Origin of the sequence: Staphylococcus arlettae (genome assembly GCF_025560845.1) — a bacterium.
In the GTDB taxonomy this organism is placed as follows: domain Bacteria; phylum Bacillota; class Bacilli; order Staphylococcales; family Staphylococcaceae; genus Staphylococcus; species Staphylococcus arlettae.
In genome coordinates, this window is the sequence record NZ_CP094803.1 from 1,933,590 (window position 1) to 1,957,140 (window position 23,551).

At 33.9% G+C, this 23,551-nt stretch carries 21 protein-coding genes and 1 pseudogene; 6 read left to right on the forward strand and 16 right to left on the reverse strand.

Features of this window, described 5'->3' with window-relative positions; translation table 11 throughout:
- Position 1 precedes the first annotated feature (1 nt).
- Together MUA37_RS09445 and MUA37_RS09450 are read right to left on the reverse strand one after the other, a co-directional pair.
- Positions 2–637 (reverse strand): GTP diphosphokinase, encoded by a 636-nt coding sequence (locus MUA37_RS09445; protein ID WP_002510159.1) that lies wholly within the window; start codon positions 635–637, stop codon positions 2–4.
- A 16-nt stretch (positions 638–653) separates the two neighbouring features.
- Complete coding sequence (locus MUA37_RS09450; protein WP_002510160.1) at positions 654–1,001, reverse strand: UPF0738 family protein; 348 nt, start codon at positions 999–1,001, stop codon at positions 654–656.
- Between the two features lie 179 nt (positions 1,002–1,180).
- On the opposite strand from MUA37_RS09450, the gene MUA37_RS09455 reads away from it, so the two are divergent.
- The 3 genes from MUA37_RS09455 (at position 1,181) to yjbH (ending at position 3,029) form a co-directional block, all read left to right on the forward strand.
- Positions 1,181–1,759 (forward strand): CYTH domain-containing protein, encoded by a 579-nt coding sequence (locus tag MUA37_RS09455; protein ID WP_262624550.1) that lies wholly within the window; start codon positions 1,181–1,183, stop codon positions 1,757–1,759.
- A gap of 93 nt (positions 1,760–1,852) precedes the next feature.
- Positions 1,853–2,224: a truncated hemoglobin YjbI gene (locus MUA37_RS09460; RefSeq protein ID WP_002510162.1), complete on the forward strand. Its 372-nt coding sequence runs from the start codon at positions 1,853–1,855 to the stop codon at positions 2,222–2,224.
- Positions 2,225–2,240: 16 nt separating this feature from the next.
- Positions 2,241–3,029, forward strand: a complete 789-nt coding sequence (gene yjbH, locus MUA37_RS09465) for a protease adaptor protein YjbH (protein WP_002510163.1) — start codon at positions 2,241–2,243, stop codon at positions 3,027–3,029.
- Between the two features lie 59 nt (positions 3,030–3,088).
- Here yjbH and MUA37_RS09470 read toward each other — a convergent pair whose 3' ends face one another.
- The 6 genes from MUA37_RS09470 to spxA form a co-directional block, all read right to left on the reverse strand.
- Entirely contained in the window at positions 3,089–3,703 is a 615-nt protein-coding gene (locus tag MUA37_RS09470) for an NAD(P)-dependent oxidoreductase (protein WP_002510164.1), read from the reverse strand.
- A 299-nt stretch (positions 3,704–4,002) separates the two neighbouring features.
- Positions 4,003–5,811 (reverse strand): oligoendopeptidase F, encoded by a 1,809-nt coding sequence (gene pepF / locus MUA37_RS09475; protein WP_204171547.1) that lies wholly within the window; start codon positions 5,809–5,811, stop codon positions 4,003–4,005.
- Positions 5,812–5,863: 52 nt separating this feature from the next.
- Positions 5,864–6,844, reverse strand: coding sequence for a competence protein CoiA (locus MUA37_RS09480; protein ID WP_262624551.1), 981 nt, complete (start codon positions 6,842–6,844; stop codon positions 5,864–5,866).
- A gap of 103 nt (positions 6,845–6,947) precedes the next feature.
- Positions 6,948–7,664: an adaptor protein MecA gene (gene mecA, locus MUA37_RS09485; protein ID WP_002510167.1), complete on the reverse strand. Its 717-nt coding sequence runs from the start codon at positions 7,662–7,664 to the stop codon at positions 6,948–6,950.
- A gap of 255 nt (positions 7,665–7,919) precedes the next feature.
- Positions 7,920–9,272 carry an IS1182 family transposase gene (locus MUA37_RS09490; protein ID WP_021459431.1) on the reverse strand — a complete coding sequence of 451 codons (1,353 nt, stop codon included), beginning with the start codon at positions 9,270–9,272 and terminating at the stop codon, positions 7,920–7,922.
- Positions 9,273–9,542: 270 nt separating this feature from the next.
- On the reverse strand, positions 9,543–9,938 hold the full coding sequence (gene spxA / locus MUA37_RS09495) for a transcriptional regulator SpxA (RefSeq protein WP_021458876.1): 396 nt from the start codon (positions 9,936–9,938) through the stop codon (positions 9,543–9,545).
- 307 nt (positions 9,939–10,245) lie between these two features.
- Between spxA and trpS the strand changes: the two genes are divergently transcribed.
- A complete protein-coding gene (gene trpS, locus MUA37_RS09500) occupies positions 10,246–11,235 on the forward strand; it encodes a tryptophan--tRNA ligase (RefSeq protein ID WP_232197851.1) in 990 nt (329 codons plus the stop codon).
- A gap of 107 nt (positions 11,236–11,342) precedes the next feature.
- On the opposite strand, the gene MUA37_RS09505 is transcribed toward trpS, so the two are convergent.
- The 5 genes and pseudogenes from MUA37_RS09505 to opp3b form a co-directional block, all read right to left on the reverse strand.
- A complete protein-coding gene (locus MUA37_RS09505; RefSeq protein WP_262624552.1) occupies positions 11,343–12,992 on the reverse strand; it encodes a peptide ABC transporter substrate-binding protein in 1,650 nt (549 codons plus the stop codon).
- Between the two features lie 19 nt (positions 12,993–13,011).
- On the reverse strand, positions 13,012–13,956 hold the full coding sequence (locus MUA37_RS09510; protein WP_002510171.1) for an ABC transporter ATP-binding protein: 945 nt from the start codon (positions 13,954–13,956) through the stop codon (positions 13,012–13,014).
- Complete coding sequence (locus tag MUA37_RS09515) at positions 13,943–15,028, reverse strand: ABC transporter ATP-binding protein (RefSeq protein ID WP_002510172.1); 1,086 nt, start codon at positions 15,026–15,028, stop codon at positions 13,943–13,945. The genes MUA37_RS09510 and MUA37_RS09515 overlap by 14 nt, the downstream gene beginning before the upstream one ends.
- Before the next feature lie 17 nt (positions 15,029–15,045).
- On the reverse strand, positions 15,046–16,113 hold the full coding sequence (gene opp3C / locus MUA37_RS09520) for an oligopeptide ABC transporter permease (RefSeq protein WP_002510173.1): 1,068 nt from the start codon (positions 16,111–16,113) through the stop codon (positions 15,046–15,048).
- Positions 16,113–17,039 (reverse strand): annotated as a pseudogene (opp3b, locus tag MUA37_RS09525) (oligopeptide ABC transporter permease). The gene opp3C and the pseudogene opp3b overlap by 1 nt, the downstream one beginning before the upstream one ends.
- 245 nt (positions 17,040–17,284) lie before the next feature.
- Between opp3b and MUA37_RS09530 the strand changes: the two are divergent.
- Entirely contained in the window at positions 17,285–17,659 is a 375-nt protein-coding gene (locus MUA37_RS09530; RefSeq protein WP_002510175.1) for a DUF3899 domain-containing protein, read from the forward strand.
- A 143-nt stretch (positions 17,660–17,802) separates the two neighbouring features.
- On the opposite strand, the gene fabF is transcribed toward MUA37_RS09530, so the two are convergent.
- Both fabF and MUA37_RS09540 read right to left on the reverse strand, forming a co-directional pair.
- Positions 17,803–19,047 carry a beta-ketoacyl-ACP synthase II gene (gene fabF, locus MUA37_RS09535; protein WP_002510176.1) on the reverse strand — a complete coding sequence of 415 codons (1,245 nt, stop codon included), beginning with the start codon at positions 19,045–19,047 and terminating at the stop codon, positions 17,803–17,805.
- A gap of 11 nt (positions 19,048–19,058) precedes the next feature.
- Positions 19,059–20,000 carry a beta-ketoacyl-ACP synthase III gene (locus MUA37_RS09540; RefSeq protein WP_107373862.1) on the reverse strand — a complete coding sequence of 314 codons (942 nt, stop codon included), beginning with the start codon at positions 19,998–20,000 and terminating at the stop codon, positions 19,059–19,061.
- A gap of 228 nt (positions 20,001–20,228) precedes the next feature.
- On the opposite strand from MUA37_RS09540, the gene MUA37_RS09545 reads away from it, so the two are divergent.
- Complete coding sequence (locus MUA37_RS09545) at positions 20,229–20,420, forward strand: YjzD family protein (protein WP_103388124.1); 192 nt, start codon at positions 20,229–20,231, stop codon at positions 20,418–20,420.
- A 421-nt stretch (positions 20,421–20,841) separates the two neighbouring features.
- Here the strand turns inward: MUA37_RS09545 and clpB are convergent, their stop codons facing one another.
- Positions 20,842–23,451 carry an ATP-dependent chaperone ClpB gene (gene clpB, locus MUA37_RS09550; RefSeq protein ID WP_107389075.1) on the reverse strand — a complete coding sequence of 870 codons (2,610 nt, stop codon included), beginning with the start codon at positions 23,449–23,451 and terminating at the stop codon, positions 20,842–20,844.
- Positions 23,452–23,551: the final 100 nt, after the last annotated feature.

Genomic DNA, 23,551 nt, shown 5'->3' on the forward strand with positions numbered 1-23,551 from the left:
ACTAGTCATTGTTATGTTTTTTCGCTCGCTTTTTGGAATAATATTGTTGTGCCTCTTGAATCTCATCTTTAATTTCCGACATTTCTTCATCTAATAAAAATGCCGCTTCAGCCGCACGTTCAAGCCTATGTTGGATCTCAGGCGGATAATCACTATCATATTTATAACGCAATGTATGTTCAATCGTCGCCCAAAAATTCATCGCTAATGTACGGATTTGTATTTCAGCCAATATTCTTTTTTTACCTGACAGTGTTTCTATTGGATATTCAATAATCACGTGATATGAACGATAACCACTTTGCTTAGTATTACTAATATAATCACGTTCTTCAACAACATTAAAATCTTTACGTTGCCTTAGTAGATTAACCACAACATCAATATCATCCACAAACTGACACATCATACGTAAACCTGCTATATCATACATTTCTTCATGTAATCGATCAAAAGGGATATGTCGCTTATTCGCTTTGTCGATAATACTAGTCATAGGTTTAACCCTACCAGTGACAAATTCAATTGGTGATGCTTGTTCACCAACTTCGTATTGTTTACGTAAACCCTTTAACTTTATTTTTAATTCATCTACAGCTTGTTTATATGGAGCTAAAAACTGATCCCATTGATTCATTGCGTCTCACTCCGCTTCACTCTAATTCAAACGTGTCTTCAACTACTGAAACAAACTCCTTACCATAATTTGAATTACCCTTAATATTTTCTAATATGTAAGTTAGTTCGTTATTAAATTCTGTTAATTCTAACGTGTCATTAACTATTATTTTTTTACCTTTATTTTCGTGTAACATCGACCATGTTTCTTGTACAAAAATAAGGTATGTATAAGATTCCCCATTATCTAAAATATGTGCGAAGGCATGATTATCACTATCAACAAGCATTTGTCCTGCTTCTTGTAATCCTTCTATTGATTCTTCGGTATAGCAAAGAATGCTATCATCTGTAATTTTGATTTCGTTAACATAAATACGCATGCTTGTTCCTCCTTATTCTTCATTAGTTTAACATAATTTCCTATTACATAACACGTCACATGACTATTATGAAATCCAACTTTTTTAAAGATTTATTATGTATATATAGTATTATTTTTTCGGATTACTTTAAATCTACAACAAAATTTTGCATAATAAAAGCCGAGGAGTGAATTATTTTGGCTACAAATAATGAAATTGAATTCAAACAATTATTAACAGCAACACAATACGACAATTTAACAGATTTTTACTTTAAAAATGAGACACCATTTTCACAAACGAATCATTATATAGACACACCAGATTTTCAATTAAAAGCACAACGTTGTGCATTGCGCATTCGTGTAAAAGACCAACACAATGAAATGACGTTAAAAGTTCCAGCCGCAGTAGGATTATTAGAATATAACTTCGATACTACTGTACAACCTGAAATTAACGCACCACTACCTCCTTCTCAACTGCCTCAAGATATCAAAGACGTTTTATCGCAAATGTATATTGATATCGAATCACTAGTAATATTAGGTTCACTTACCACTGAACGTTTAGAACGAGAGATAGACAATAATCTATTAGTCCTAGATAAAAGTACTTACCTAAATACAACTGATTATGAATTAGAATATGAAGTCCAAGAGTATAACTCAGGTTTGGCACAATTTCATGCGTTATTAGCAGAACATGATATCGATGCTGTCACACCCGATAATAAAGTACAACGTTTCTTTAACCGTAAAGAAGGGTTGCAATAATAAACACGGACAATTCTCCTAAAAGTCGAATTACTTTCATATGTAAATATTCATGTTATATTATTAATATATAAATGAAATATGGTGATAACAATGACTCAAACACCTTATGAAATTATCGGTTCTGAAGCTTTATACAACATGATTGATCACTTTTATATGCTTGTAGCAAAAGACCAACGTATAAACCATTTATTTCCTGGAGATTTTGAAGAAACGAGCCGTAAACAAAAACAGTTTCTGACCCAATTTTTAGGTGGTCCAAGTCTCTATTCACAAGAGCACGGACATCCAATGCTTAAAAGACGTCATTTAGATTTTACTATCACGACATTCGAACGTGATGCTTGGCTAGAAAATATGGCTACTGCAATTACAGCAGCTCAGTTTCCTGCAGGTGTAGGTGATTATTTATATGAACGTCTACGTCTAACTGCTAATCATATGGTAAATTCCGAAAATTAATTGTAGGTGAAAACACATGACTGGAGAATTAAAAATGATACATGCTAATAGTCGTGAAGATGCCAATCTTTCACCTGTAAGTAAAATAGAAATTTATTCATTTTTCGATCCATTCAGTACAGATTGTTTCAAACTATCTGCAATTCTGTCTAAATTGCGCCTTGAATATAAGCAATATATCCGAATTAGACATATTCTAAACCCATCTTTAAGAGTTTTAACGAAATGCCAAGCTCAAAGTACTTCTGATTTAGATAATATTGCACTAGCTTATAAAGCAGCTGAATTACAAGGTAGATTGCGTGCAGAAAGGTTCATACACCTTGTACAAAATGAAATAATCACAAAAAAAGATATTATTACTGAGGGTATGGTCAATGATTGTATAAATAATGCTGGTATAGATTACGATGTGTTCAAAGAAGACTTACACAATAAAGTACTAAAAGAAAGCTTGCAAGTTGATTTACACATTGCACGAGAAATGGATATAAACGAAGCGCCTTCATTAGTTTTCTTTAGTGAAGATGTACATGAAGAAGGCTTGAAAGTAGAAGGTTTGTATCCTTATCATATTTATACTTATATCATAAATGAATTGATGGGCACATCAATAGAAAAAGAATTACCTCCAAAGTTAGAAGAATATATTCAACAACAACAACTCGTAACCAAAGAGGAACTCCTAACAATTTATGAATGGCCCGAAAAGGTATTAAATAAAGAACTTAAAAAATTAGCATTGCAACAAAAAATAGAAAAATTACGTGATCCAAAAGGAACATTTTGGAGAGCCAAATTATGAACCAAAAAAATCCCGCTAGCGTCCATAGCGCTTGCGGGATTTTTTTATATACAATTTTATTATTTTGCAAATACTGCAAAACGCTGTTGTACATAATGTGCATTAGCAATTTCATCGACAATCGCTATCGCAAAATCAGCATAGCTTACATAATCACCGATAACTTCATCGTTGCTTATACGATATTCTCCTGTACGGTTACCTTCGTATTGAAAGTCTGGAGCTGGACTTACGAATGTCCATTGTACATTAGATTGGTTTTTCAGCTCCTCTAATGTCTTGCCTTGTGCTTGAGCAGTAGCCTTAAATTGTTCTGGAAACTCTGGTGTATCTATTAATTTTATTTTATGATCAGCATCTACATACAAACTACCTGCACCACCTACGACAATAAAACGTGTGGGACTATTAGCTATTAAACTTGTCAAATGCGCTATCGCTTGACTATGTTCGTATTGTTTATGTGGGTCTGGTTGACCAAAGGCATTGACGATAACATCAAATGGCGCTACGTCATCTTGATTTAAGTCAAACAAATCTTTTTGAATTACTTGTGAAGCAATTGTTTTATTGTTATTTCTTACTATTGCTGACACATCAAATCCCCTGTTTATTGCTTCTTCAGTAATCAATTTACCGGCTTTCCCATTCGCTCCTACTACAGCTATTTTCATATGAACGCCTCCTACTTGTAACTATTTTAAATACAAGTTAAATATAAGACTTTTCTTAAAAGAAGTCAAAGAGAAATGCTTAAGTAGTAAAAAAAGACATAAAAAAACGCCGTGTCTGATTACACGGCGCTAAACAAAGGGGATGGGAGAAATTTCTCACTTCAAACAAAGGGGTATGTTTGTTATGTGATTAATTTCATGTACATAATATAACACGCCCTCCCCCCCTTTTCAACCATTTAAACTGAATAAATTAAATTTGTCACAAACTCGTCAAATTGAAAACGAATTCATTCATATTAAGCTTTCATAAGTTTTTCAAATGCATCTAATTTTTGTTCAAATACTTCACATGCTTGCTCAATTGGCTCTGGTGATGTCATATCAACACCCGCATTTTTTAGTATTTCAATTGGATAGTCGGAACTACCTTTTTTCAAGAACTCATTAATATAGCGTTCTACTGCGGGTTGCCCTTCTGTTAAAATTTGATGGCTTAAACTTTGGGCTGCACTATAACCAGTAGCATATTGATATACATAATAATTCATATAGAAATGAGGTATGCGTGACCATTCTTTACTAATATGTTCGTCAGTTTCTACTGCATCACCGAAGTATAGTTTATTCAATGCTGCATATTCTTCATTCATACGAGTTGCTGTTAAAGGTTCTCCCGCTTCTTCAATTTGGTGAATTTTATGTTCAAATTCAGCAAACATTGTTTGGCGGAATAATGTAGCACGGAAGCGCTCTAATTCTTGGTTGAGTAGTAATAAACGTCTATCGTCATCCAAATGTTTATCCATATAATCACTCAATAACGCTTCATTACATGTCGATGCTACCTCTGCTACGAAAATAGTATAATCACTAGAATTAGCAGGTTGATGTTTACGACTGAAATAACTGTGCGCAGAATGACCAAATTCATGAACTAATGTGTATAAATCAGAGACTGTATTTGACCAGTTGAGTAAAATAAATGGATTAGTCAAATGAGCACCAGAAGAATAACCACCAGAACGTTTGCCTTTATTTTCAAAAACGTCCACCCAACGATTGTTCAAGCCTTCTTTTACTACATTCATATATTCTTCGCCCATTGGTTCCAATGCCTTTATCATCCATGACTTAGCTTCTTCATATGGCATATCAAATTTAACATCTTTTACCAACGGCGTATAAAGATCATACATTTTCATATCATCTAATTCTAATAATGATTTACGCAGTTCAGTATAACGATGTAATAGTGGTAAATATTTATGAACTGTTTTCACTAGGTTGTCATAAACTTCCTCTGGAATGTGATTATTACTTAAAGCTGCTTCTCTTGCTGTTTGATAATTATGTGAGCGCGCATTAAATATACTTGTTTTTACTTCGCCTGCTAAGGTTGCACTTAACGTATTATTATAGGCACCATATTTATTATATAAATTATTGTATGCTGATTGACGTAACACTCTATCATCCGACTCTAAACATTTAATAAATGTACCTTGTGTTAATGGATGTTTATTACCTTCACTATCAACAGCGTCTTCAAACTCTAAATCTGCATTACTAAACATACCATAGACATTATTCGGCGTAGACAAGGCATCTTGTGCTTGAGACAGTAATTTTTCCTTATCTGCACTTAACACGTGAGGGCGCTTTTCATTAATTAATTTCAAATCAAATGCAAATTGTTGTAAAGGTTCATACGCTTCAATATAACTTTGTATTTGTGCTTCATCTATTTGTAAAATTTCAGGCACTAAAAAGCTCCAACTAGCATTAAATTTAATAATGAGTTGGTGTGCTCTTGATTCTAAACCAGTGTATTTATCATTTGCAGTATCTTGATCTTGTTTTAAATGCGCATATACATACACTTTTTCCAATTTGGAACCAACTTCTTGTTCTAGAGCTAATGCTTGGTATAGTGTTTCAGCACTATCTGCTAAATGCCCTTTAAATTGTTCTTCTTGACCTAAATATGATTCAACCTCAGCGAATGCTGCTTCAAAAGCATCATCTGATTCAAAGATTGTTGTTAAATCCCATGTATACTCAGGATATTTAGTTTCTTGTTCTTCTCTTGTTAATTGTTGACTCATAACTTTCTAAACCTCCTAGAAATCTAATTGTTATAATTTTCTCATGACACGTCTAATTTTGCACGTTATATTGTTTACTAGTTTTATAATGCTGAGCAAATCGATTTATCAAACGTTGTAACTCTTTTGTAGTATTAATATTTGGCGTAGCAAATGTACGTCTCTTTAAACTATTCACCACTTGTGTTACTTGAAAATTAGGTAGTTGTAATTCGTAAATATAACGTAATTGCCATAAAACAGGGTGGGTTTTTATTAATAGTTGCTCAGGATATACATGACCTAAATGCTTAGCTACCCATTGTTCTGTAAGTTGTAATTGATACATTAAACTTAATGTCGGTTCTAACACTGACTTCCTTTTGCGACAAAATTGCAAATACTTTAATATACTTTGCTCAGGGATTTTAGCAGTTGATACTCTTTGTTGCTCTGAACAGTTATTGAACGTAAAATGGTTTAACTTATTATAGACCCCTTTAAACTTGTTATGACCGTATGCCATAATTTGTGTTATTACGTATAATCGTTCACTAGTTGGATGCCACGCAAATAATCTACGTAATTGAGGCTGAATACAAGCACTTTGAAAATCCGTTAATTTAAAATAGTTATACTTTACTGTAGGTAACAAAACTACCCAACAAACCATGTAACCAAGTAATTCATAATTTGAAGTACGGCGTTGTAGTTCAACTAGCGTAATGTTGGAAAATTGTAGTTCCACTACTACTTTATTATTTAGTAATAAATCCGGTATTTGTGAACCTTGGCGTATTTGTGGTTCGATTTGCACCTCATAACCTAATAATTGTAAGTCTTGCGCTAAACGATATTTCGCTTTATAGTGTGTCAGCGTTTCCCCACTATGATTAGGTCGACAATTTCGTTTAATATGTGTGAAATGAGCTCTTTTAACTGTTCCTTGTCGTAATACTACTGTTTCAGCACAATGCGGACAAAAATAAGCACTACCTCTTTGTGCTTCATGTGCAGTTATCAATGATCCGTTATTTTGTTTAGCATAATACATTTTTTCACCTCATAAGGATACACGACGCTACTCATCGAATTACTTTTAAAGGCAAAAAAATAAGCCATAAAACTATGGCTTATTTGTCTATACTGTATTTATTTTATTCTACTGTATCAGGAAAATAACGACGTACTTGAGAAGTCACGTTATGACTCATAATAATTTTCGCATAATCATTTAAATATACTTCTGACTTGTCTGTAGGATGTGCAAATTCTAACAATTGACTATAGCAATCATTAATAATTTCTTGCTCTACACTTTCATCGAAGTACATAGCATAATAATATTGATTATTAAGACTGAACAGTAAGTCTTCAAATTCATTGATAACGATATTATGTTGATGTGCATAACTAATTACTTCTTCAAAGTCATTGAATTTTACAATTACAGTACGAACATTTTGTTGTTTGTGTTCTTTTTGTTCTTGCTGATTACTAGTTGATTGTTGTGCTTTTTGTTCAAGCAATTCTTCTAGGCTGTCATCTTGGTCAAACGTTTGTGATAAAATATCGCTTACTTGATAATCTAATTGCTCATTGGCTTCATCGTCAGACATATTCATTAAATCTTCGTTTTTCGATTTAGAAATGGTAACTTCTACGCCTTTTTCAAAAGCATGAACTTGAATCCATAATGGACCTTCTACGACAAAATCTTCTTCTTCATTTACTTCTTCCATCATATTCCAAAAGAATTCTTCGCCACGCTTACGATTAGTCCATAAATCTTCGCGTTTAAATCCTCTAGCTTCAATGTCACTATAAGTTATAAATAACTTCACTGTTGTATCGTCAACACGCTCTATTCTCATATCATCTCACTCCTTACAGTCGATGAATAGTAACCATATTGTATTAGAACGTAGTAAGAATTACAATCGTTTTGTTTGATTAAATTTTACTATCATCTATCGATTTCTTATAATAACATATACCCTGCTATATACCAAAAAAACAGCACTTATTTATAGTGCTGTTTCAGAACGTGGACAAACCCTTCGCAAGTTAATGCGAAGGGTTTATTTATTTTCTTTTTTTATAGTTTTTTTCAAAATTGCAGTGGTCTTTCAGACCATTACTGGGCCTTTTATTAGCCACATTGCGATTTTTTTAAGATTCATGGCAGCACAAATTAGCGTGGTATCCATGGAAACTTTGTCATGTCCTCTATATCTCGTCCATCTCATACCATGCTGTTCTTTTGCATCGCCAAATTTTCTCTCTATTGTTTGACTTCGCATTTTATATTGTTTTTTAATTGTATCCACAAACCTTAAATCTTCAACTATATCTAAATCATCTTGCCAAACATGTCTTCTAATTTGTTTTATGGCATCTTTACTTTCAGTACATTTATTTAGTAGTGGACAGTCTCGACATATTGAAGCATCTGATACATATAATCTGTGTCCTGTTGGCATTGTTCTTTTATATAGTAAAGTTTCATCATTAGGACAAATATAAGTATCATAATGTTCATCGTAGATGAAATCTTTTGTTCTGAAAAAACCAGGTTTTCCTTTAGGTCTCGTATATGGCATTGCTGGTACAATTGCTTTTTCAAGCAAAAAGTGTGCATTAAAAGGTGTTTTATAACCTGAATCAATTGCTAATGTGATAGGCAACATCTGCTTGGTTTCCAATCTTTCAATCATTGGTTTGAGTTGTGTACTGTCGTGAATATTACCAGGTGTCACGTGCTTATCAATAATATAACCATTTTTATCTACACATGCGTGTAAACTATAAGCAAATTGCTTTTCTCGTTCACCTTTAACGTAGTACCCAGCTTCTGGATCAGTCGTACTTACTTTTTTGGTTTTATATTCCTCCTTGCTTTTATTTTTTATTGGCTTTTTTCCTTGTGCTCGCCTTTGTTCATTTATTTCATTATCCAATTCTTCTTGGAAGTGAAGTGTATCTTTTTTTACAATTTTTTTGATGTATTTATTCTTATTTGCATTTGCTTTAATATGTGTAGAATCAATGAATAAAGATGAGTGATCTATTAAGTTATTTTTGATAGCTATTTCTAGTATTTTCTCAAATATTTGTTCAAATAAATCTGTATCATGAAAACGACGTGTATAGTTCTTACTAAATGTTCCGTAATGAGGTACTTTATCTAAAAAGCTATATCCTAAATACCAACGGTAAGCTACATTTGTTTCTATTTCTTTAATTGTTTGTCTCATTGATTTAATGCCAAACAACCTTTGTATGAGTAATATTTTTACTAAAATAACAGGATCTATAGATGGTCTACCATTATCAAGGCAATATTTGTCTTCGACAAGTTCATACACAAAATTTAAATCTAATATCGCATCGACTTTACGTAATAAATGATTATTAGGGACTAATTCAGAGATAGAAATCATTTCATATTGATCTCTTTTATCAATTGATTTATTCAACATAATAAACACCACCACTGTTTAATTTACATATATTATAATGTTTTTGTGTAATATTGGCAGTAATTTATGCCGACTCCTGCGGGAATATCACTAGCCGAAGACTACAGGCTAAGGCAGTGCCCGCGGAAAGCGTGCATAAAAAAACTGCCAACAAAGTCGGAGACTTTGTCGACAGTCTGAAACAGCACTTATTTATAGTGCTGTTTTTTTGAATTTCACAATTCATTCACAATTTCTATTTTTTATAACGTTACTTCTTTTAATGTATACTTAATCAACTAGACGTTGTGCTTCTTGCAATTGGAAAGTACGTACTTTACGTGGTAAGAAACGTCTGATTTCATCTTCGTTGTATCCTACCTGTAAACGTTTATCATCTAAAATGATAGGACGACGTAATAAGCCAGGATTATCTTGGATAATTGCATATAAATCTTGAAGTGGTAGCGCGTCAATATCAACATTCAACTTTTGATATGTTTTTGAACGCGTAGAAATAATTTCATCTGTTCCATCTTCAGTCATTTTTAAAATTTGTTTAATTTCATCAATTGTTAGGTGCTCAGAAAAAATGTTTCGCTCCGTATACGGAATGTCATGTTCTTGTAACCATGCTTTCGCTTTACGGCAAGATGTGCAACTTGGTGAAGTAAATAATGTTACCATACATCTCACTCTCCTATTTTCATGAATAAAATTCATTGTTCACATTATTTATATGATTAAGAAGTTATTGTATCGTAATGATTTTTATCTTTCTTAACCTTACATACGTTAGTATACCCCTTCAACATTAAAATTAAATGAGAAATTCACAATTTTTCTAAAAACTTTTTAAAAATTCTCAAATCTCATGTGACCTTTAACACTAAAACTGGAGTATATATCTAGTTTAACATAACTTACAAATGATTAAAATACTGTTATAATGAATGCAAAGTTATTAATAAATTAGAAAGTAGGCATCACACAAATGGAAACATTATTTTCAGGTATCCAACCAAGCGGTATTCCAACGCTGGGAAATTACATTGGTGCATTAAAACAATTTGGTGAAGTGCAAGATGATTATGATTGTTTTTTCTGCATCGTAGATCAACATGCAATTACCGTTCCTCAAGACCGTTTAAAGTTACGTAAGCAAATTAGACAACTCGCTGCAATTTACCTTGCATCAGGTATTGATCCAGAAAAATCAACGTTATTTATTCAATCAGAAGTACCTGCGCATGTACAAGCAAGTTGGATGTTAACTACCATCGCATCTATTGGTGAATTGGAACGTATGACTCAATTCAAAGACAAATCTCAGAAACAGACTGAAGGTATTCCAGCAGGATTACTCACATATCCACCACTTATGGCAGCTGATATCGTCATTTATAATACGAATATTGTCCCTGTAGGTGATGATCAAAAACAACATATTGAATTAACACGTAATTTAGTTGATCGTTTTAATACACGCTTCAACGATATTCTAGTCAAACCAGAAATACGCATGCCAAAAGTCGGGGGTCGTGTAATGAGTTTACAAGATCCTACTAAAAAAATGAGTAAAAGTGATGACAATCAAAAAAACTTTATCTCTTTATTAGACGAACCAAATGTAGCTGCTAAAAAGATTAAAAGTGCAGTAACTGACTCTGATGGTATTATTCAATTTGATCGCGAAAATAAACCGGGTATTTCGAACTTATTATCTATTTATTCTAGTCTTACCGATGAATCTGTCGACGCACTTGTCGAACGTTATAAAGAGGCTGGTTATGGAACATTTAAAGTAGATTTATCAGAAGTAGTGAAACAATTCTTAACTGATTTCCAAGAGCGCTACAATGCCTTCTACAACTCAGACCAATTAGATGAAATTTTAGATGAAGGCCGTGACAAGGCTCAAAAAGCGTCGTTCAAAACATTGAAGAAAATGGAAAAAGCAATGGGCTTAGGACGTAAAAGATAAACCTATAGCAAAACAATAACGCCTGAAACATTAGTAATGTTTCAGGCGTTATTCCGTTATTAACTAGTTTATAAGAAGCGTTAAAAGTAATACGTTCTTAGATTAGTCTATTTCTTTTCACCAGTTTCACGGTCAATACTTTTATCTATTTTGACATTTTTTAATGATGTATCCCCACCAATTTGGTGATATACCAATCCTTTAACTTGTGGATTTGTTAAATGTGCTTCACCTTTTTGGTAAATAGGAGCGACCGGGGCATCTTTGAGTAATAAATTTTCTGCTTTTATCATTGCCGCATTACGCTCTTCTGGTTTTTTCAATAATTTTCCATTAGCGTCTTTTACTAACTGGTCATATTCCTTACTACTCCAACCAGTATTATTTTGCGAATTACCAGTTGTCATAATACTTAAGAATGTTAATGGATCTGGATAGTCTGGACCCCAGCCTGATAATGATGTTTCATAGTTTTCTGATAGTTCCCTGTTTACACGTTGTTTAAACGGTACCTGTTGTATTTTCATAGTGGCTCCAGGTAGATTTTTTTCTACTTGAGCTTTAATAAATTCTGCTGCTATTTTTTTATCAGCACCATCATCAGTAATCATAGTGAACGTAAAATTCTTTATACCCAACTCTTTTTTCGCTTTGTCATAGTGTTTTTGGGCTTCTTGCGCATTAAATGCAAGTGGCGAATCTATAACATCAGCAAAGTCTTTACCATTTGGTGTTTTAGCAGTTAATTTAGATGTAAAGCCATCCATAGCTTCAGAACCATCATTTTTAACGGAGTTTACAAAGGCTTCTTTATTTATTGATTTAGCAATTGCTAATCGCATATCTTTATTTTTAAATTCAGGTACTTCTTTTTGGTTCATTTTAATAAAGAAAGTACTTGCTAATAGACGTTTTTGCAAACCTTCGTTACCTTCATATTTTTCTACTTGATCTGCAGTAATGATAGCATCATCGACAGAACTTGTGTCATACAATGCAGCTCCCGCTTGTTGATCTTTTAATACTTTATAATTAACTCTATCTAAATGTACTTTTTTGCTATCCCAATAATCTTTATTTTTTTCTAATTCAATTTTGTCTTCAACTTTCCAATTTTTCACTTTAAATGGACCATTATAGACAGATTTTTCAGCTGTAGTACCATATTGTTCGCCATATTTTTTAACGGCTTTTTCATTTTGTGGCATGAAAATACCAAAAGCAAACAATTCATTGATATAAGGTATAGGTTTAGTTAATTCTACTTTTAACGTATAATCATCTACAGCTTTAACCCCTAATTCATCGACATCTTTTTTACCTAAATTAACTTCTTCTGCATTTTTAATATCATACATTATGTAAGCATACTCTGCAGCTGTATCCGGCTTAAGTGCTCGTTGCCAAGAATAAACAAAATCATGTGCTGTTACTTTATCTCCATTAGACCATTTAGCGTCTTTTCGTAATTTAATAGTTAATGTTTTGCCACCGTTACTTTCTTTAGGCAGCTCTTTTGCTACACCTGGAATGGCTTCATCTTTATCATTCAACGAATATAAGCCTTCGTAAACTTGATTGAAAATATCAAATGACACTGTGTCTGTGACCATTGCTGTATCTAATGATGCCATATCTTGTGGTATTACTTTTCTAAATACTTGTCCTTTATCTGAATAAATACCTTCTGCACTACTACACCCAGCTAACACAACAGCAAGTGCAATCGTGATAATAAGTAATTTGAACTTCTTCATCTAACTCCCCCTCTCCCTGTTATTGTTGCGTTTGAGCGTTGTTATTTTTTAAAGTTTCTGCTTCTTCATCAGTGACAAAAACATAATGCTCGGGTGACACTTCTTGTAAAGTGCGTTCTTTATCTCGTGCTTCATCTGCTTTATATGTTATACGTTTACGTTGTTTTTCACTTTCTGGATCTGGTTGAGGCACAGCCGATAGTAATGATTGAGTGTATGGATGGAGGGGATTATTGTAAATTTCGTCCGCCGTTCCTAGCTCCACAATTTTACCAAAATGCATTACCGCTATTCGGTCTGAGATATATTTCACCATCGATAAATCATGTGCAATGAATAAAAACGTAATGTCTTTTTCACGTTGTAGCTTTAACAAGATGTTAACTACTTGTGCTTGAATAGAGACATCTAGTGCCGATATTGGTTCATCGGCAATGATAAACTCTGGTTCAACTGCTAATGCACGAGCAATTCCGATACGCTGTCTTTGTCCCCCTGAAAATTCGTGTGGATAACGATTCGCATGTTCTTTACTTAAACCTACAGTTTCTAATAAATCATACACACGTTTTTTGCGATCTTTTGTACCAGAAGCTAATTTATGAATATCAATGCCTTCAGCGATAATATCCATAACTTTCAGTCTAGGATTTAATGATGCATAAGGGTCTTGGAAAATCATTTGAATTTTTTTGTTGAATTTCAAAGAATCTTTTCTGTTTTTTATTTTTTGAATATCTACACCCTCGTAGAGAATTTCACCATCAGTAATATCATTAAGTTTAATAATGGCTTTACCTGTTGTTGATTTACCACAACCAGATTCACCTACAAGTCCAAATGTTTCACCTTTGTATATATTAAAGGAAATATTTTCTATCGCTCGTACTTCATTACGTTTGCCCTCGTTAAAGTACTGTTTTAATTCTTTTACTTCTAACAGTGTTTCTTTATGATTGACCATTGAACGACACCCTTTCTACTTGTTTAGGCTTAGCGTAGTTATTTGACATTTCACGCATGCGTTGTTGTACCATTGCTGGCGGTTCAACTTCTGGTGCACGTTCATCCAATAACCAAGATTTCACATAGTGCGTTGGTGAGACTTGGAACCATGGTGGTGCCTCTTTGAAATCAACATCTAATGCATACTGACTACGACTAGCAAACGAATCCCCTTTAGGCGGATGTAATAAGTCTGGAGGTGTTCCTGGAATAGCAATCAACTCTGTATCTGTACCTGTTGTTAAATCTGGCATAGATGATAATAATCCCCATGTATACGGATGTTTAGGATCATAAAATATTTCATTAACATCACCAGTTTCAATCATTTGTCCGCCATACATTACTGCTACACGATCTGCTATGTTTGCCACTACACCTAAATCATGGGTAATAAAAATAATAGACGTATCGATTTTATCTTGTAATGATTTCATTAAATCAAGTATTTGTGCTTGCATCGTTACATCTAAAGCCGTTGTTGGTTCATCTGCAATAAGTACTTTGGGTTCACATGCCAAGGCTGTAGCAATGACAATACGCTGTCTTTGTCCACCTGAGAATTGGTGTGGATACGCGTTAAATCGCTGTTGAGGATTTGGTAATCCAACTAATTCCAAAATTTCTATTGCTCGCTTTTTAGCATCTGCTTTATTGTAATTTTTATGTTTGATGAGCGGTTCCATAACTTGCTTACCAATTTTCATCGTTGGATTTAATGATGTCATCGGATCTTGGAATATCATCGAAATTTCTTTACCACGTAATTTAACTAATTCTTGTTCTGATTTTACACAAAGGTCTTCACCTAAAAAATTAATTTCCCCTTGTTTGATACGACCGGTATCACCCTGGAACAATTTTGTAATCGCTTTAGTAGTAACTGATTTCCCAGATCCAGATTCACCTACTATTGCTAATGTTTCACCTTTATTCAAATAAAAATCTACACCACGTACGGCTTGCACTTCCCCTGCATCAATATCAAAGGACACATGCAAATCTTTTACTTCTAAAATTCTTTCTGACATAAAAAACGCCTCCTTTGTTATTTACGCATTTTAGGGTCAAATGCATCTCTTAAACCATCACTAAATAGGTAGAAGAATAATATTAATAAACTTAACACTAATGCTGGTATGAATAATTCATGTGGATGAATTAGTAACATCGCACGACCATCATTAACGAGTGAACCTAGTGATGTTCTTGGTGCTGGTACACCAATACCGATAAAGCTTAAAAATGCCTCGAAGAAAATGGCATTTGGAACTGTGAACATTGAAGTAACTACAATAGCACCTAATGTATTCGGTAAAATATGTTTAAAAATTAATTTTAATTTTGATGACCCTAACGTACGAGAAGCCATGACAAATTCTTGCGTTTTTAGTTTTAAAAATTCTCCACGTACTACACGACTCATACCGATCCAACCAGTTATGGCCATCGCTAAAATAATCGTCCAAATGGAAGGTTCAAAAATTAATACGAACAAAATTACAACAATCAATGTTGGAATAGACGCGACAATTTCAATAATACGTTGCATCACATTGTCTACTCGACCGCCGAAGAAGCCGGATATTGCACCGTATACTACTCCGATAAAAATATCTAACAACGCGGCTACAACACCAATAAATAGTGATACTTGAGCGCCTTGCCAAGTTCTAGACCATAAGTCACGGCCTAATTGGTCTGTCCCAAACCAAAAATTTTCTTTTACGCCGGCCTCTTTATATGCATCTACACCTTGTGCTCCTTCACCGTCAAAAGGCAAGAATGACAGTTGATCTAATACCGGAATTTTTGCTGGTAAATTACGTCGATCTACATCTTGTTCGGCATAATCATGTGAACTCATTAATGGACCAACTAACGCTAGTATCAAAATAATAATCAATCCTATCATGCCGACTACTGCTAATTTATTACGTTTTAATTGTGACCAAGCATCCTGCCAGAAGTTTTTACTCTCACGCTGCATCTCTGGCTCTTTAGCAATGTCATTATTACTTTTAACAAAGTCCTCGGCCATAACACCACTTGTAGTATTAGCCATTACTGCATTGGAAGCATCATCAGTTAAAAATTCATCTCTTTTATCTGTCATTATTTCTTACCTCCTTGCACACGAATACGTGGATCTATCACACCGTATAAAATATCTACAATAAAGATAGAAACAATAAACAGTGTACTAAATAAAATAGTGGTCGCCATAATAACTGGGAAGTCATTTGTTGTAATTGATCGTACAAATTGATCCCCTAAACCTGGTACACCGAAAATATTTTCAATTGTCAATGTTCCTGTTAATATACTGGCAAGCATTGGCACAATAATCGTAATTACTGGTATTAATGCATTACGTAATGCATGTCCAAATAATACGCGCATTGTCGAATTACCTTTAGCTCTCGCCATTAATATATAGTCCGAACTTAACACTTCTATCATTTCCGCTCTTATGTATCTCGTTACGGTTGCTAATACAGCTGCCGAAAGTGCTAATGATGGCAATACAGCTGTAGAAATACCTTCCCAACCTGCAACTGGGAATATTTGTAATCGTACTGCGAATACGTACTGCAGTAATACTGCTAAAACGAATGATGGTACCGAAACTGCAATAACTGAAATAACGGTGGCACTATAATCAACCCATGTATTTTGTTTAACTGCTGCAATAACCCCTAGTATCAATCCTAAAATTACTCCTATAACCATAGCTGCAATACCCATTTCTAACGATGGCAATAAGCGTGGTTGAATTAATTCCCACACAGGTTGATTATCATATTGGAAAGAATTTCCAAAATCACCAGTAACTACATTTTTTAAATAGTTACCTTATTGCACTGGTATCGAATCATTCAAACCGTACTTCTCGTTTAATAATTCTTTTTGTGACTCATTTAACTTTTCATCATTAAATGGTGATCCAGGCATCAATTTCATTAAGAAAAAGGTAATCGTTATAATAATAAATAACGATAGAAACATATAACCTAATCTTTTTAAAATGTATTTAAGCATAGCTCATCCCCCTTAAATGTTCAAAATTAACATTCCTTTCAAAATTTTCAGAAATATTATACATATTATATAGTTAATTTACGTATTAATCAATATAGTTTCGCTTCACATTATTAAAGGATAGCATTATTATTTTTATATTAATTGAGTGATTTTAATATATTAAAGCGTTAGCATATTAATATTTTGTTTTTTCAAATTTTCAGTTATAATTGTGGAAATGCTTATTTGGAGGATAAGGAGTTATGCGCTTTTTTAAAAAAAGTATACTTTGGTTACTCGCAACACCTGTGTTAACACTTATATTTTCGCTCATAAGTGATTTCACTTTAACAAACTACATAAATATTTTGTTTATATTATCTAGCATTATCGCAATCCTATCTTTTGTAATGATTATTATTCAAGAAGGTGTTTTAGATCCTACAAGCTATGGATTTCGCCGTTTAACATATCAACTATCTACAAAAAAACGAAGACAATCTGTAGCAGACGATTCCTTTTTCAATCCTAAAAGCGCTAAAAAGGACCATTATGTTATCACATCTTGGATAAAATATGCCTGTGCTTGTAACATTATCTATTTTCTAATTAGTATTGCTTTAGCCTATATTATATAGTAACTACACAAAACGCTTCCTATTGCATTCAATAGGAAGCGTTACTTTATTTTGAATTTAGTAAAATTAAACAACCGTAAAAACCTCCATTATAAAAAGGTTTTTACGGTTTAAAGTTATGATACTAATGTGTGTTATATAGATTAATCAGCAAACTTTTTCAAAATAATTACTGCATTATGTCCGCCGAAACCTAAACTGTTACTCATAGCATAAGTAATGTCTAAATCTTGAGCTTCATTAGGTACAAAATCTAAGTCACACTCTGGGTCAGGTGTAACTGCATGGATTGTTGGTGCTACACGTCCTTCTTTAATAGATAATGCTGAGAAGATAGCTTCTATACCACCAGTAGCACCTAATAAGTGTCCTGTCATAGATTTTGTAGAACTTACTTTCAATGAATGAGCGGCGTCACCGAAAGTATTTTTGATAGCTTGCACTTCTGTTAAGTCACCTACAGACGTACTTGTACCATGTGCATTTAAATATTGAATGTCTTGTGCTTCAATACCAGCATCTTTAATTGCTGCTTGCATAGCACGAGAACCACCTTCACCTTCAGGTGCTGGTGCTGTAATATGATATGCATCACCAGTTGAACCATAGCCAACAATTTCGGCATAAATTTCTGCGCCACGCGCTTGTGCAGACTCTAATGATTCAAGCACTACTATTCCTGCGCCTTCACCCATAACAAAACCATCGCGGCCAATTTGGAATGGGCGACAAGCAGTTTCAGGATCGTCGTTTGTTGAAAGTGCTCTACTTGCACTGAATCCTGCAATCGACATATCAGTAATTGGTGCCTCTGTACCACCAGTTATCATCGCATCTGCATCACCACGTTGTATGATTTTGAATGCTTCACCAATTGAGTTCGTCCCTGTCGCACAGGCAGTTACAGTTGAACCATTCGGCCCCTTAGCTCCTAAGTCTATAGAGACTTGACCTGTTGCCATATCTGGAATTAACATTGGTACGAAGAAAGGACTAACACGTCGTGGACCTTTATTTAATAAAGTATTGTGGGCATTTTCAAATGTTTCCATACCTCCGATACCTGCACCAATCCATACACCAATTTTATCAGCTGTACTTTCGTTGATTTCAAATTTCGCATCTGCAACTGCTTCTCTTGCAGCCACGACTGCATATTGCGTAAAACGATCCATTCGTCTTGCTTCTTTTTTGTCAATATAGTCCTCAATATTAAAATCTTTTAGCTCACCTGCTAAATGTACATTATATGGTTCAGTATCAATACGTGTAATTTTGTCAATTCCACTTACTCCATTTAATGCATTTTGCCATGATGTTTTCGCATCATTACCGATTGGTGATAAAGCACCAATACCCGTAATAACCACACGTTGTTCTTTGCTCATAAATTGACCTCCTATTTACCCCATTTTAATGTAATGGCACCCCATGTAAGGCCGCCGCCAAATCCAACAAATACTAATACATCATCATCTTTAATTTTATTATTTTCTAATTCTTGTGCAATACTTAAAGGAATGGATGCTGCAGAAGTATTACCAAATTTATCTACTGATACACTCATTTTTTCTTTTGGAATGCCTAAACGTTCACGCGCAGATTCCATAATACGGATATTTGCTTGGTGTGGAATAAACATATCTACATCCTCAGATTGTAAACCAGCTTTTTCTACCGCTCTATTGGAAGCTTCACCCATGATGCGGACCGCAAATTTAAACACTTCACGTCCGTTCATAAATATTTTACCATTATCTGGGTTTAAGTATAAATATTCTCCACCTGAACCGTCTGAGCCAAGCTCATAACTTAAAATACCTCGACCTTCAGATACCTCACTAACAACAGCAGCACCAGCACCGTCGCCAAATAAGATAGCCGTTGAACGGTCAGTCATATCTGTAATTTTAGATAATTTATCTACACCTACAACCAAGATGTTTTTATAATCACCTGATTGTACGAATTGTTTTGCATTAATTAGTCCATACATAAAGCCACTACAAGCAGCTAATTGATCCATTGATGCTACTTTACTAATACCTAGTCTGTTTTGTAACATGTTACCTACTGTTGGAAACGGATATTCTCCAGTTGAAGTAGCAACTATAATCATATCAATATCATTTGCTTCTATTCCAGCGTCTTCAATTGCTTTAATGCTTGCTTTATAAGCTAAGTCTGTAGTATCTTCATCTTCTCCAGCCCATCTTCTTTCTTTTATACCAGTCATTTTAGAAATCCATTCATCTGAAGTTTCTAAAAATGACTCGAAATAGGCATTGTCCACTACGTTTTCTGGCGCATATGCACCGAAACCTTTGATACCCACATTCATGGTTGTACACCTTCTTAATATATATTTAATACCAGGTATTAACTTAACATATTTTTTTAGTTAAATACAAGAACTAGCGCAGTGGTTTAAGTTAATATACACATTTTATTATTAATCACACTTCCCATCGTCACAAAATCAAAACAATTGTAATCGATTTCTACTATACAAAATATAACCTTTTCCTTATAATGAAGATATATACAGATTAATTGGAGGCATCATACTATGAAATACCTCGCAGTATTATTTTGGGCTATTTTGTTACTCGAAATGGTTAACTTTGTATTGAACAGCTTAGAGGGCGGTGGTCCATTGAACTTAATTACACCAATCGTTGCAGCAGTTATCTTCACAATTATTGTTGTATTATTCGACATGACAATGAAGCCACTAAAAAAAGATACGAGTCAACAATAGACATTTAAAAAATAAAAACAAGCCAATGCACAAGAAGTGCATTGGCTTGTTTTTTTAATGTAGCTAGGACATAAATCCCCATTTTCAAATAAGAGGGGCTGGGACAATATTGATTCCTCCCAGTCTCTTTTCATATTGGCAGTAGCTGACTGCATTGAAAATGCGCTTTAAACCAAGCTTGTTTCAACGCTAGTCATCCTTGCCGGGGTGGGATGACGAAATCATTTTTCCAAAATCAGATTTCTGTCCCACTCCATATTTTATTCGAAATCTTTTTTCATATGGGCAGTAGATGACTGTATTGAAAATGCGCTTTAAACTAAGCTTTTTTTCAATGCTAGTCATCCTTGCCGGGGTGGGACGACGAAATCATTTTTTCAAAATCAGATTTCTGTCCCACTCCCTCTTGTTTATTGTGTCTTTACATACTTTGTGGTTCAACTATATTAAATGTTAAGCCGTCATCTGTTAAATCAACTTGTACAGTTGTACCTTCAGGTAAGTTTTCTCTAATCATTTGACGTGCCAATGGTGTTTCGATTTGTGATTGTATAAAGCGTTTTAATGGTCGCGCACCAAATTGTGGTTCGTAGGCTTCTTTACCTAGCCATGCTTGCGCTTCTGGTGACACTTCAATTGTAATACGTTGGTCTAACAATCTGATATTTAACTGTGCTAATAGTTTTTCAACAATACGTCCCATATCTTCGACAGATAATGGTTTAAATAATACGATATCATCCATTCGGTTTAAAATTTCTGGTTTGAAATATTGATTTAAACTATCCATCACTGCTTTTTCTGTAGCTTCAGTAATGACACCTGTATCTTTCACTTGTTCTAACAATACTTGAGAACCAATATTACTTGTCATAATGATAATCGTATTTTTGAAATCAACACTTCGCCCTTTGGAATCAGTTAAGCGTCCTTCATCTAATATTTGCAATAATACGTTAAAGACGTCTGAATGTGCCTTTTCAATTTCATCAAGCAAAATTACTGAGTATGGATTGCGGCGAACCGCTTCTGTCAATTGTCCACCTTCGTCATGACCCACATAACCTGGAGGCGCTCCAATAAGACGAGACACAGAGTGTTTCTCCATATATTCACTCATATCTATACGTATCATATGTTTTTCTGAATCAAATAATGTCGATGCTAAAGACTTAGCTAATTCTGTTTTCCCTACACCTGTAGGACCTAAGAATAAAAAGCTCCCTATCGGTCTTTGAGGATCTTTAATACCTGCTCTAGCTCTTACTACAGCATCAGATACTAAATCTACTGCTTTGTCTTGACCTACTACGCGTTGATGCAATATTTCTGATAAATTCAATAATTTTTCGCGTTCTGTTTCTACTAATTTGGATACTGGAATACCAGTCCATGAACTTACAATATCGCCTATTTCTTCATCTGATACGATTTCACGAATGATACGCTCATTGTCTTCATTTTGTTCATCTTGAAAAGCTTCCTCTAAATCTCTTAATTCTTTTTCTAATTCAGGAATTTTACCATGTTTCAATTCAGCAGCACGTTCAAGATTATAATTATTTTCTGCGTCTTCTAACGCCTTTCTATTTTCATCTAATTCAGTACGTTTTTCTTGTAGTTTCGCAATTTTTTCTTTTTCTTGTTCAACACGTGACTGAATGGCACTTTGCTTTTCTTTTTCATTCGCTAATTCTTCTTGCAATTCATGTAATCTTTGTTTACTTGCATTATCAGATTCATTTTTCAATGCACTTTCTTCAATTTCTAATTGCATTACACGACGATTAACTTGATCTAATTCTGTAGGGTTCGAACCCATCTCAGTACGAATCGTTGCACAGGCTTGGTCAACAAGATCAATTGCTTTATCCGGTAAAAAACGATCAGTAATATAACGATCAGACAGTTCTGCTGCTGCGACGAGTGCACGGTCTTGAATACGTACACCATGATATACTTCATAACGTTCTTTAAGACCACGTAAAATAGAAATCGTATCTTCTACATCTGGTTCTGATACATTTACTTTTTGGAAACGACGCTCTAAAGCAGAATCTTTTTCAATATATTCACGATATTCATTTAAAGTTGTTGCCCCAATACAATGAAGTTCGCCACGAGCTAACATAGGTTTTAACATGTTACCGGCATCCATCGCGCCTTCTGTTTTACCTGCACCAACTAACATATGGATCTCATCAATAAATAATATGATTCGGCCATCTGAGTCTTTAACTTCTTTTAACACTGCTTTTAAGCGCTCTTCGAATTCACCACGGTATTTTGCGCCTGCAACTAATGCACTTAAATCCAATTCAAAAATAGTCTTATCCAACAAAGAATCAGGTACATCTTTACGTACAATTCTTTGGGCTAAGCCTTCAACAATTGCAGTTTTACCAACACCTGGTTCACCAATTAATACTGGATTATTTTTAGTTTTTCTACTTAAAATACGTATAGCATTTCGTATTTCTTCATCTCTACCAATGACTGGATCCATATTCCCTTGTCTTACTTCTTCAACAAGATCACGGCCATATTTTTCTAAAGCTTCATAATTTACTTCTGGATTTTGTGTTGTCACATGGTTTCCTCCTCTAACTTTTTTAATAATTTCTGTAATAACTTCTTGTTTGTTACCTATTGCTTCACGTGTAATACTGTCTACTTCCATTGCTGCTAACAACAAATGTTCCATTGAAATATATTCATCTTCATATGTGTTCATATATTGTTCTGCTGTATTCAATAATTTATTAGCGTTTTGACTTATATATTGTCCATATTGCACATGTTCACCTTGTACAGTTGGATAATTACTTAATTTACTATCATACTGTAGTGCTAAACTTTCAGTATCAATATTTGCTCTATCTAAAATATTTTTAAATAAACTATCCGATTCTGTTAAGGCTGCTTTTAATATAGCTTCAATTTCAATATTTTGGTTTTCATAGTTTTTAGCGATTTCAATAGCTTGTTGTAAAACACTTTGTACTTTATAGGTCATTTGATTAATATCCAAATAAACTCACCCCTGTATCATTAAGTGTAGGTCAAGGTTAACTATCTTTGACTTTGACTTTCTTTGACCTTAATTAAATTATATACCTTTCTGTTGCTAA

Bases quoted from the DNA above. Each gene is read 5' to 3' on its own strand.
- spxA (WP_021458876.1), bottom strand. From the start codon at position 9,938: ATGGTAACATTATTTACTTCACCAAGTTGCACATCTTGCCGTAAAGCG.
- MUA37_RS09515 (WP_002510172.1), bottom strand. From the start codon at position 15,028: ATGTCAGAAAGAATTTTAGAAGTAAAAGATTTGCATGTGTCCTTTGAT.
- MUA37_RS09545 (WP_103388124.1), top strand. From the start codon at position 20,229: ATGAAATACCTCGCAGTATTATTTTGGGCTATTTTGTTACTCGAAATG.
- MUA37_RS09510 (WP_002510171.1), bottom strand. From the start codon at position 13,956: ATGGTCAATCATAAAGAAACACTGTTAGAAGTAAAAGAATTAAAACAG.
- trpS (WP_232197851.1), top strand. From the start codon at position 10,246: ATGGAAACATTATTTTCAGGTATCCAACCAAGCGGTATTCCAACGCTG.
- MUA37_RS09470 (WP_002510164.1), bottom strand. From the start codon at position 3,703: ATGAAAATAGCTGTAGTAGGAGCGAATGGGAAAGCCGGTAAATTGATT.
- MUA37_RS09480 (WP_262624551.1), bottom strand. From the start codon at position 6,844: ATGTATTATGCTAAACAAAATAACGGATCATTGATAACTGCACATGAA.
- fabF (WP_002510176.1), bottom strand. From the start codon at position 19,047: ATGAGCAAAGAACAACGTGTGGTTATTACGGGTATTGGTGCTTTATCA.
- MUA37_RS09490 (WP_021459431.1), bottom strand. From the start codon at position 9,272: ATGTTGAATAAATCAATTGATAAAAGAGATCAATATGAAATGATTTCT.
- yjbH (WP_002510163.1), top strand. From the start codon at position 2,241: ATGACTGGAGAATTAAAAATGATACATGCTAATAGTCGTGAAGATGCC.
- opp3C (WP_002510173.1), bottom strand. From the start codon at position 16,113: ATGACAGATAAAAGAGATGAATTTTTAACTGATGATGCTTCCAATGCA.
- pepF (WP_204171547.1), bottom strand. From the start codon at position 5,811: ATGAGTCAACAATTAACAAGAGAAGAACAAGAAACTAAATATCCTGAG.
- MUA37_RS09530 (WP_002510175.1), top strand. From the start codon at position 17,285: ATGCGCTTTTTTAAAAAAAGTATACTTTGGTTACTCGCAACACCTGTG.
- mecA (WP_002510167.1), bottom strand. From the start codon at position 7,664: ATGAGAATAGAGCGTGTTGACGATACAACAGTGAAGTTATTTATAACT.
- MUA37_RS09540 (WP_107373862.1), bottom strand. From the start codon at position 20,000: ATGAATGTGGGTATCAAAGGTTTCGGTGCATATGCGCCAGAAAACGTA.
- MUA37_RS09445 (WP_002510159.1), bottom strand. From the start codon at position 637: ATGAATCAATGGGATCAGTTTTTAGCTCCATATAAACAAGCTGTAGAT.
- MUA37_RS09450 (WP_002510160.1), bottom strand. From the start codon at position 1,001: ATGCGTATTTATGTTAACGAAATCAAAATTACAGATGATAGCATTCTT.
- MUA37_RS09505 (WP_262624552.1), bottom strand. From the start codon at position 12,992: ATGAAGAAGTTCAAATTACTTATTATCACGATTGCACTTGCTGTTGTG.
- MUA37_RS09460 (WP_002510162.1), top strand. From the start codon at position 1,853: ATGACTCAAACACCTTATGAAATTATCGGTTCTGAAGCTTTATACAAC.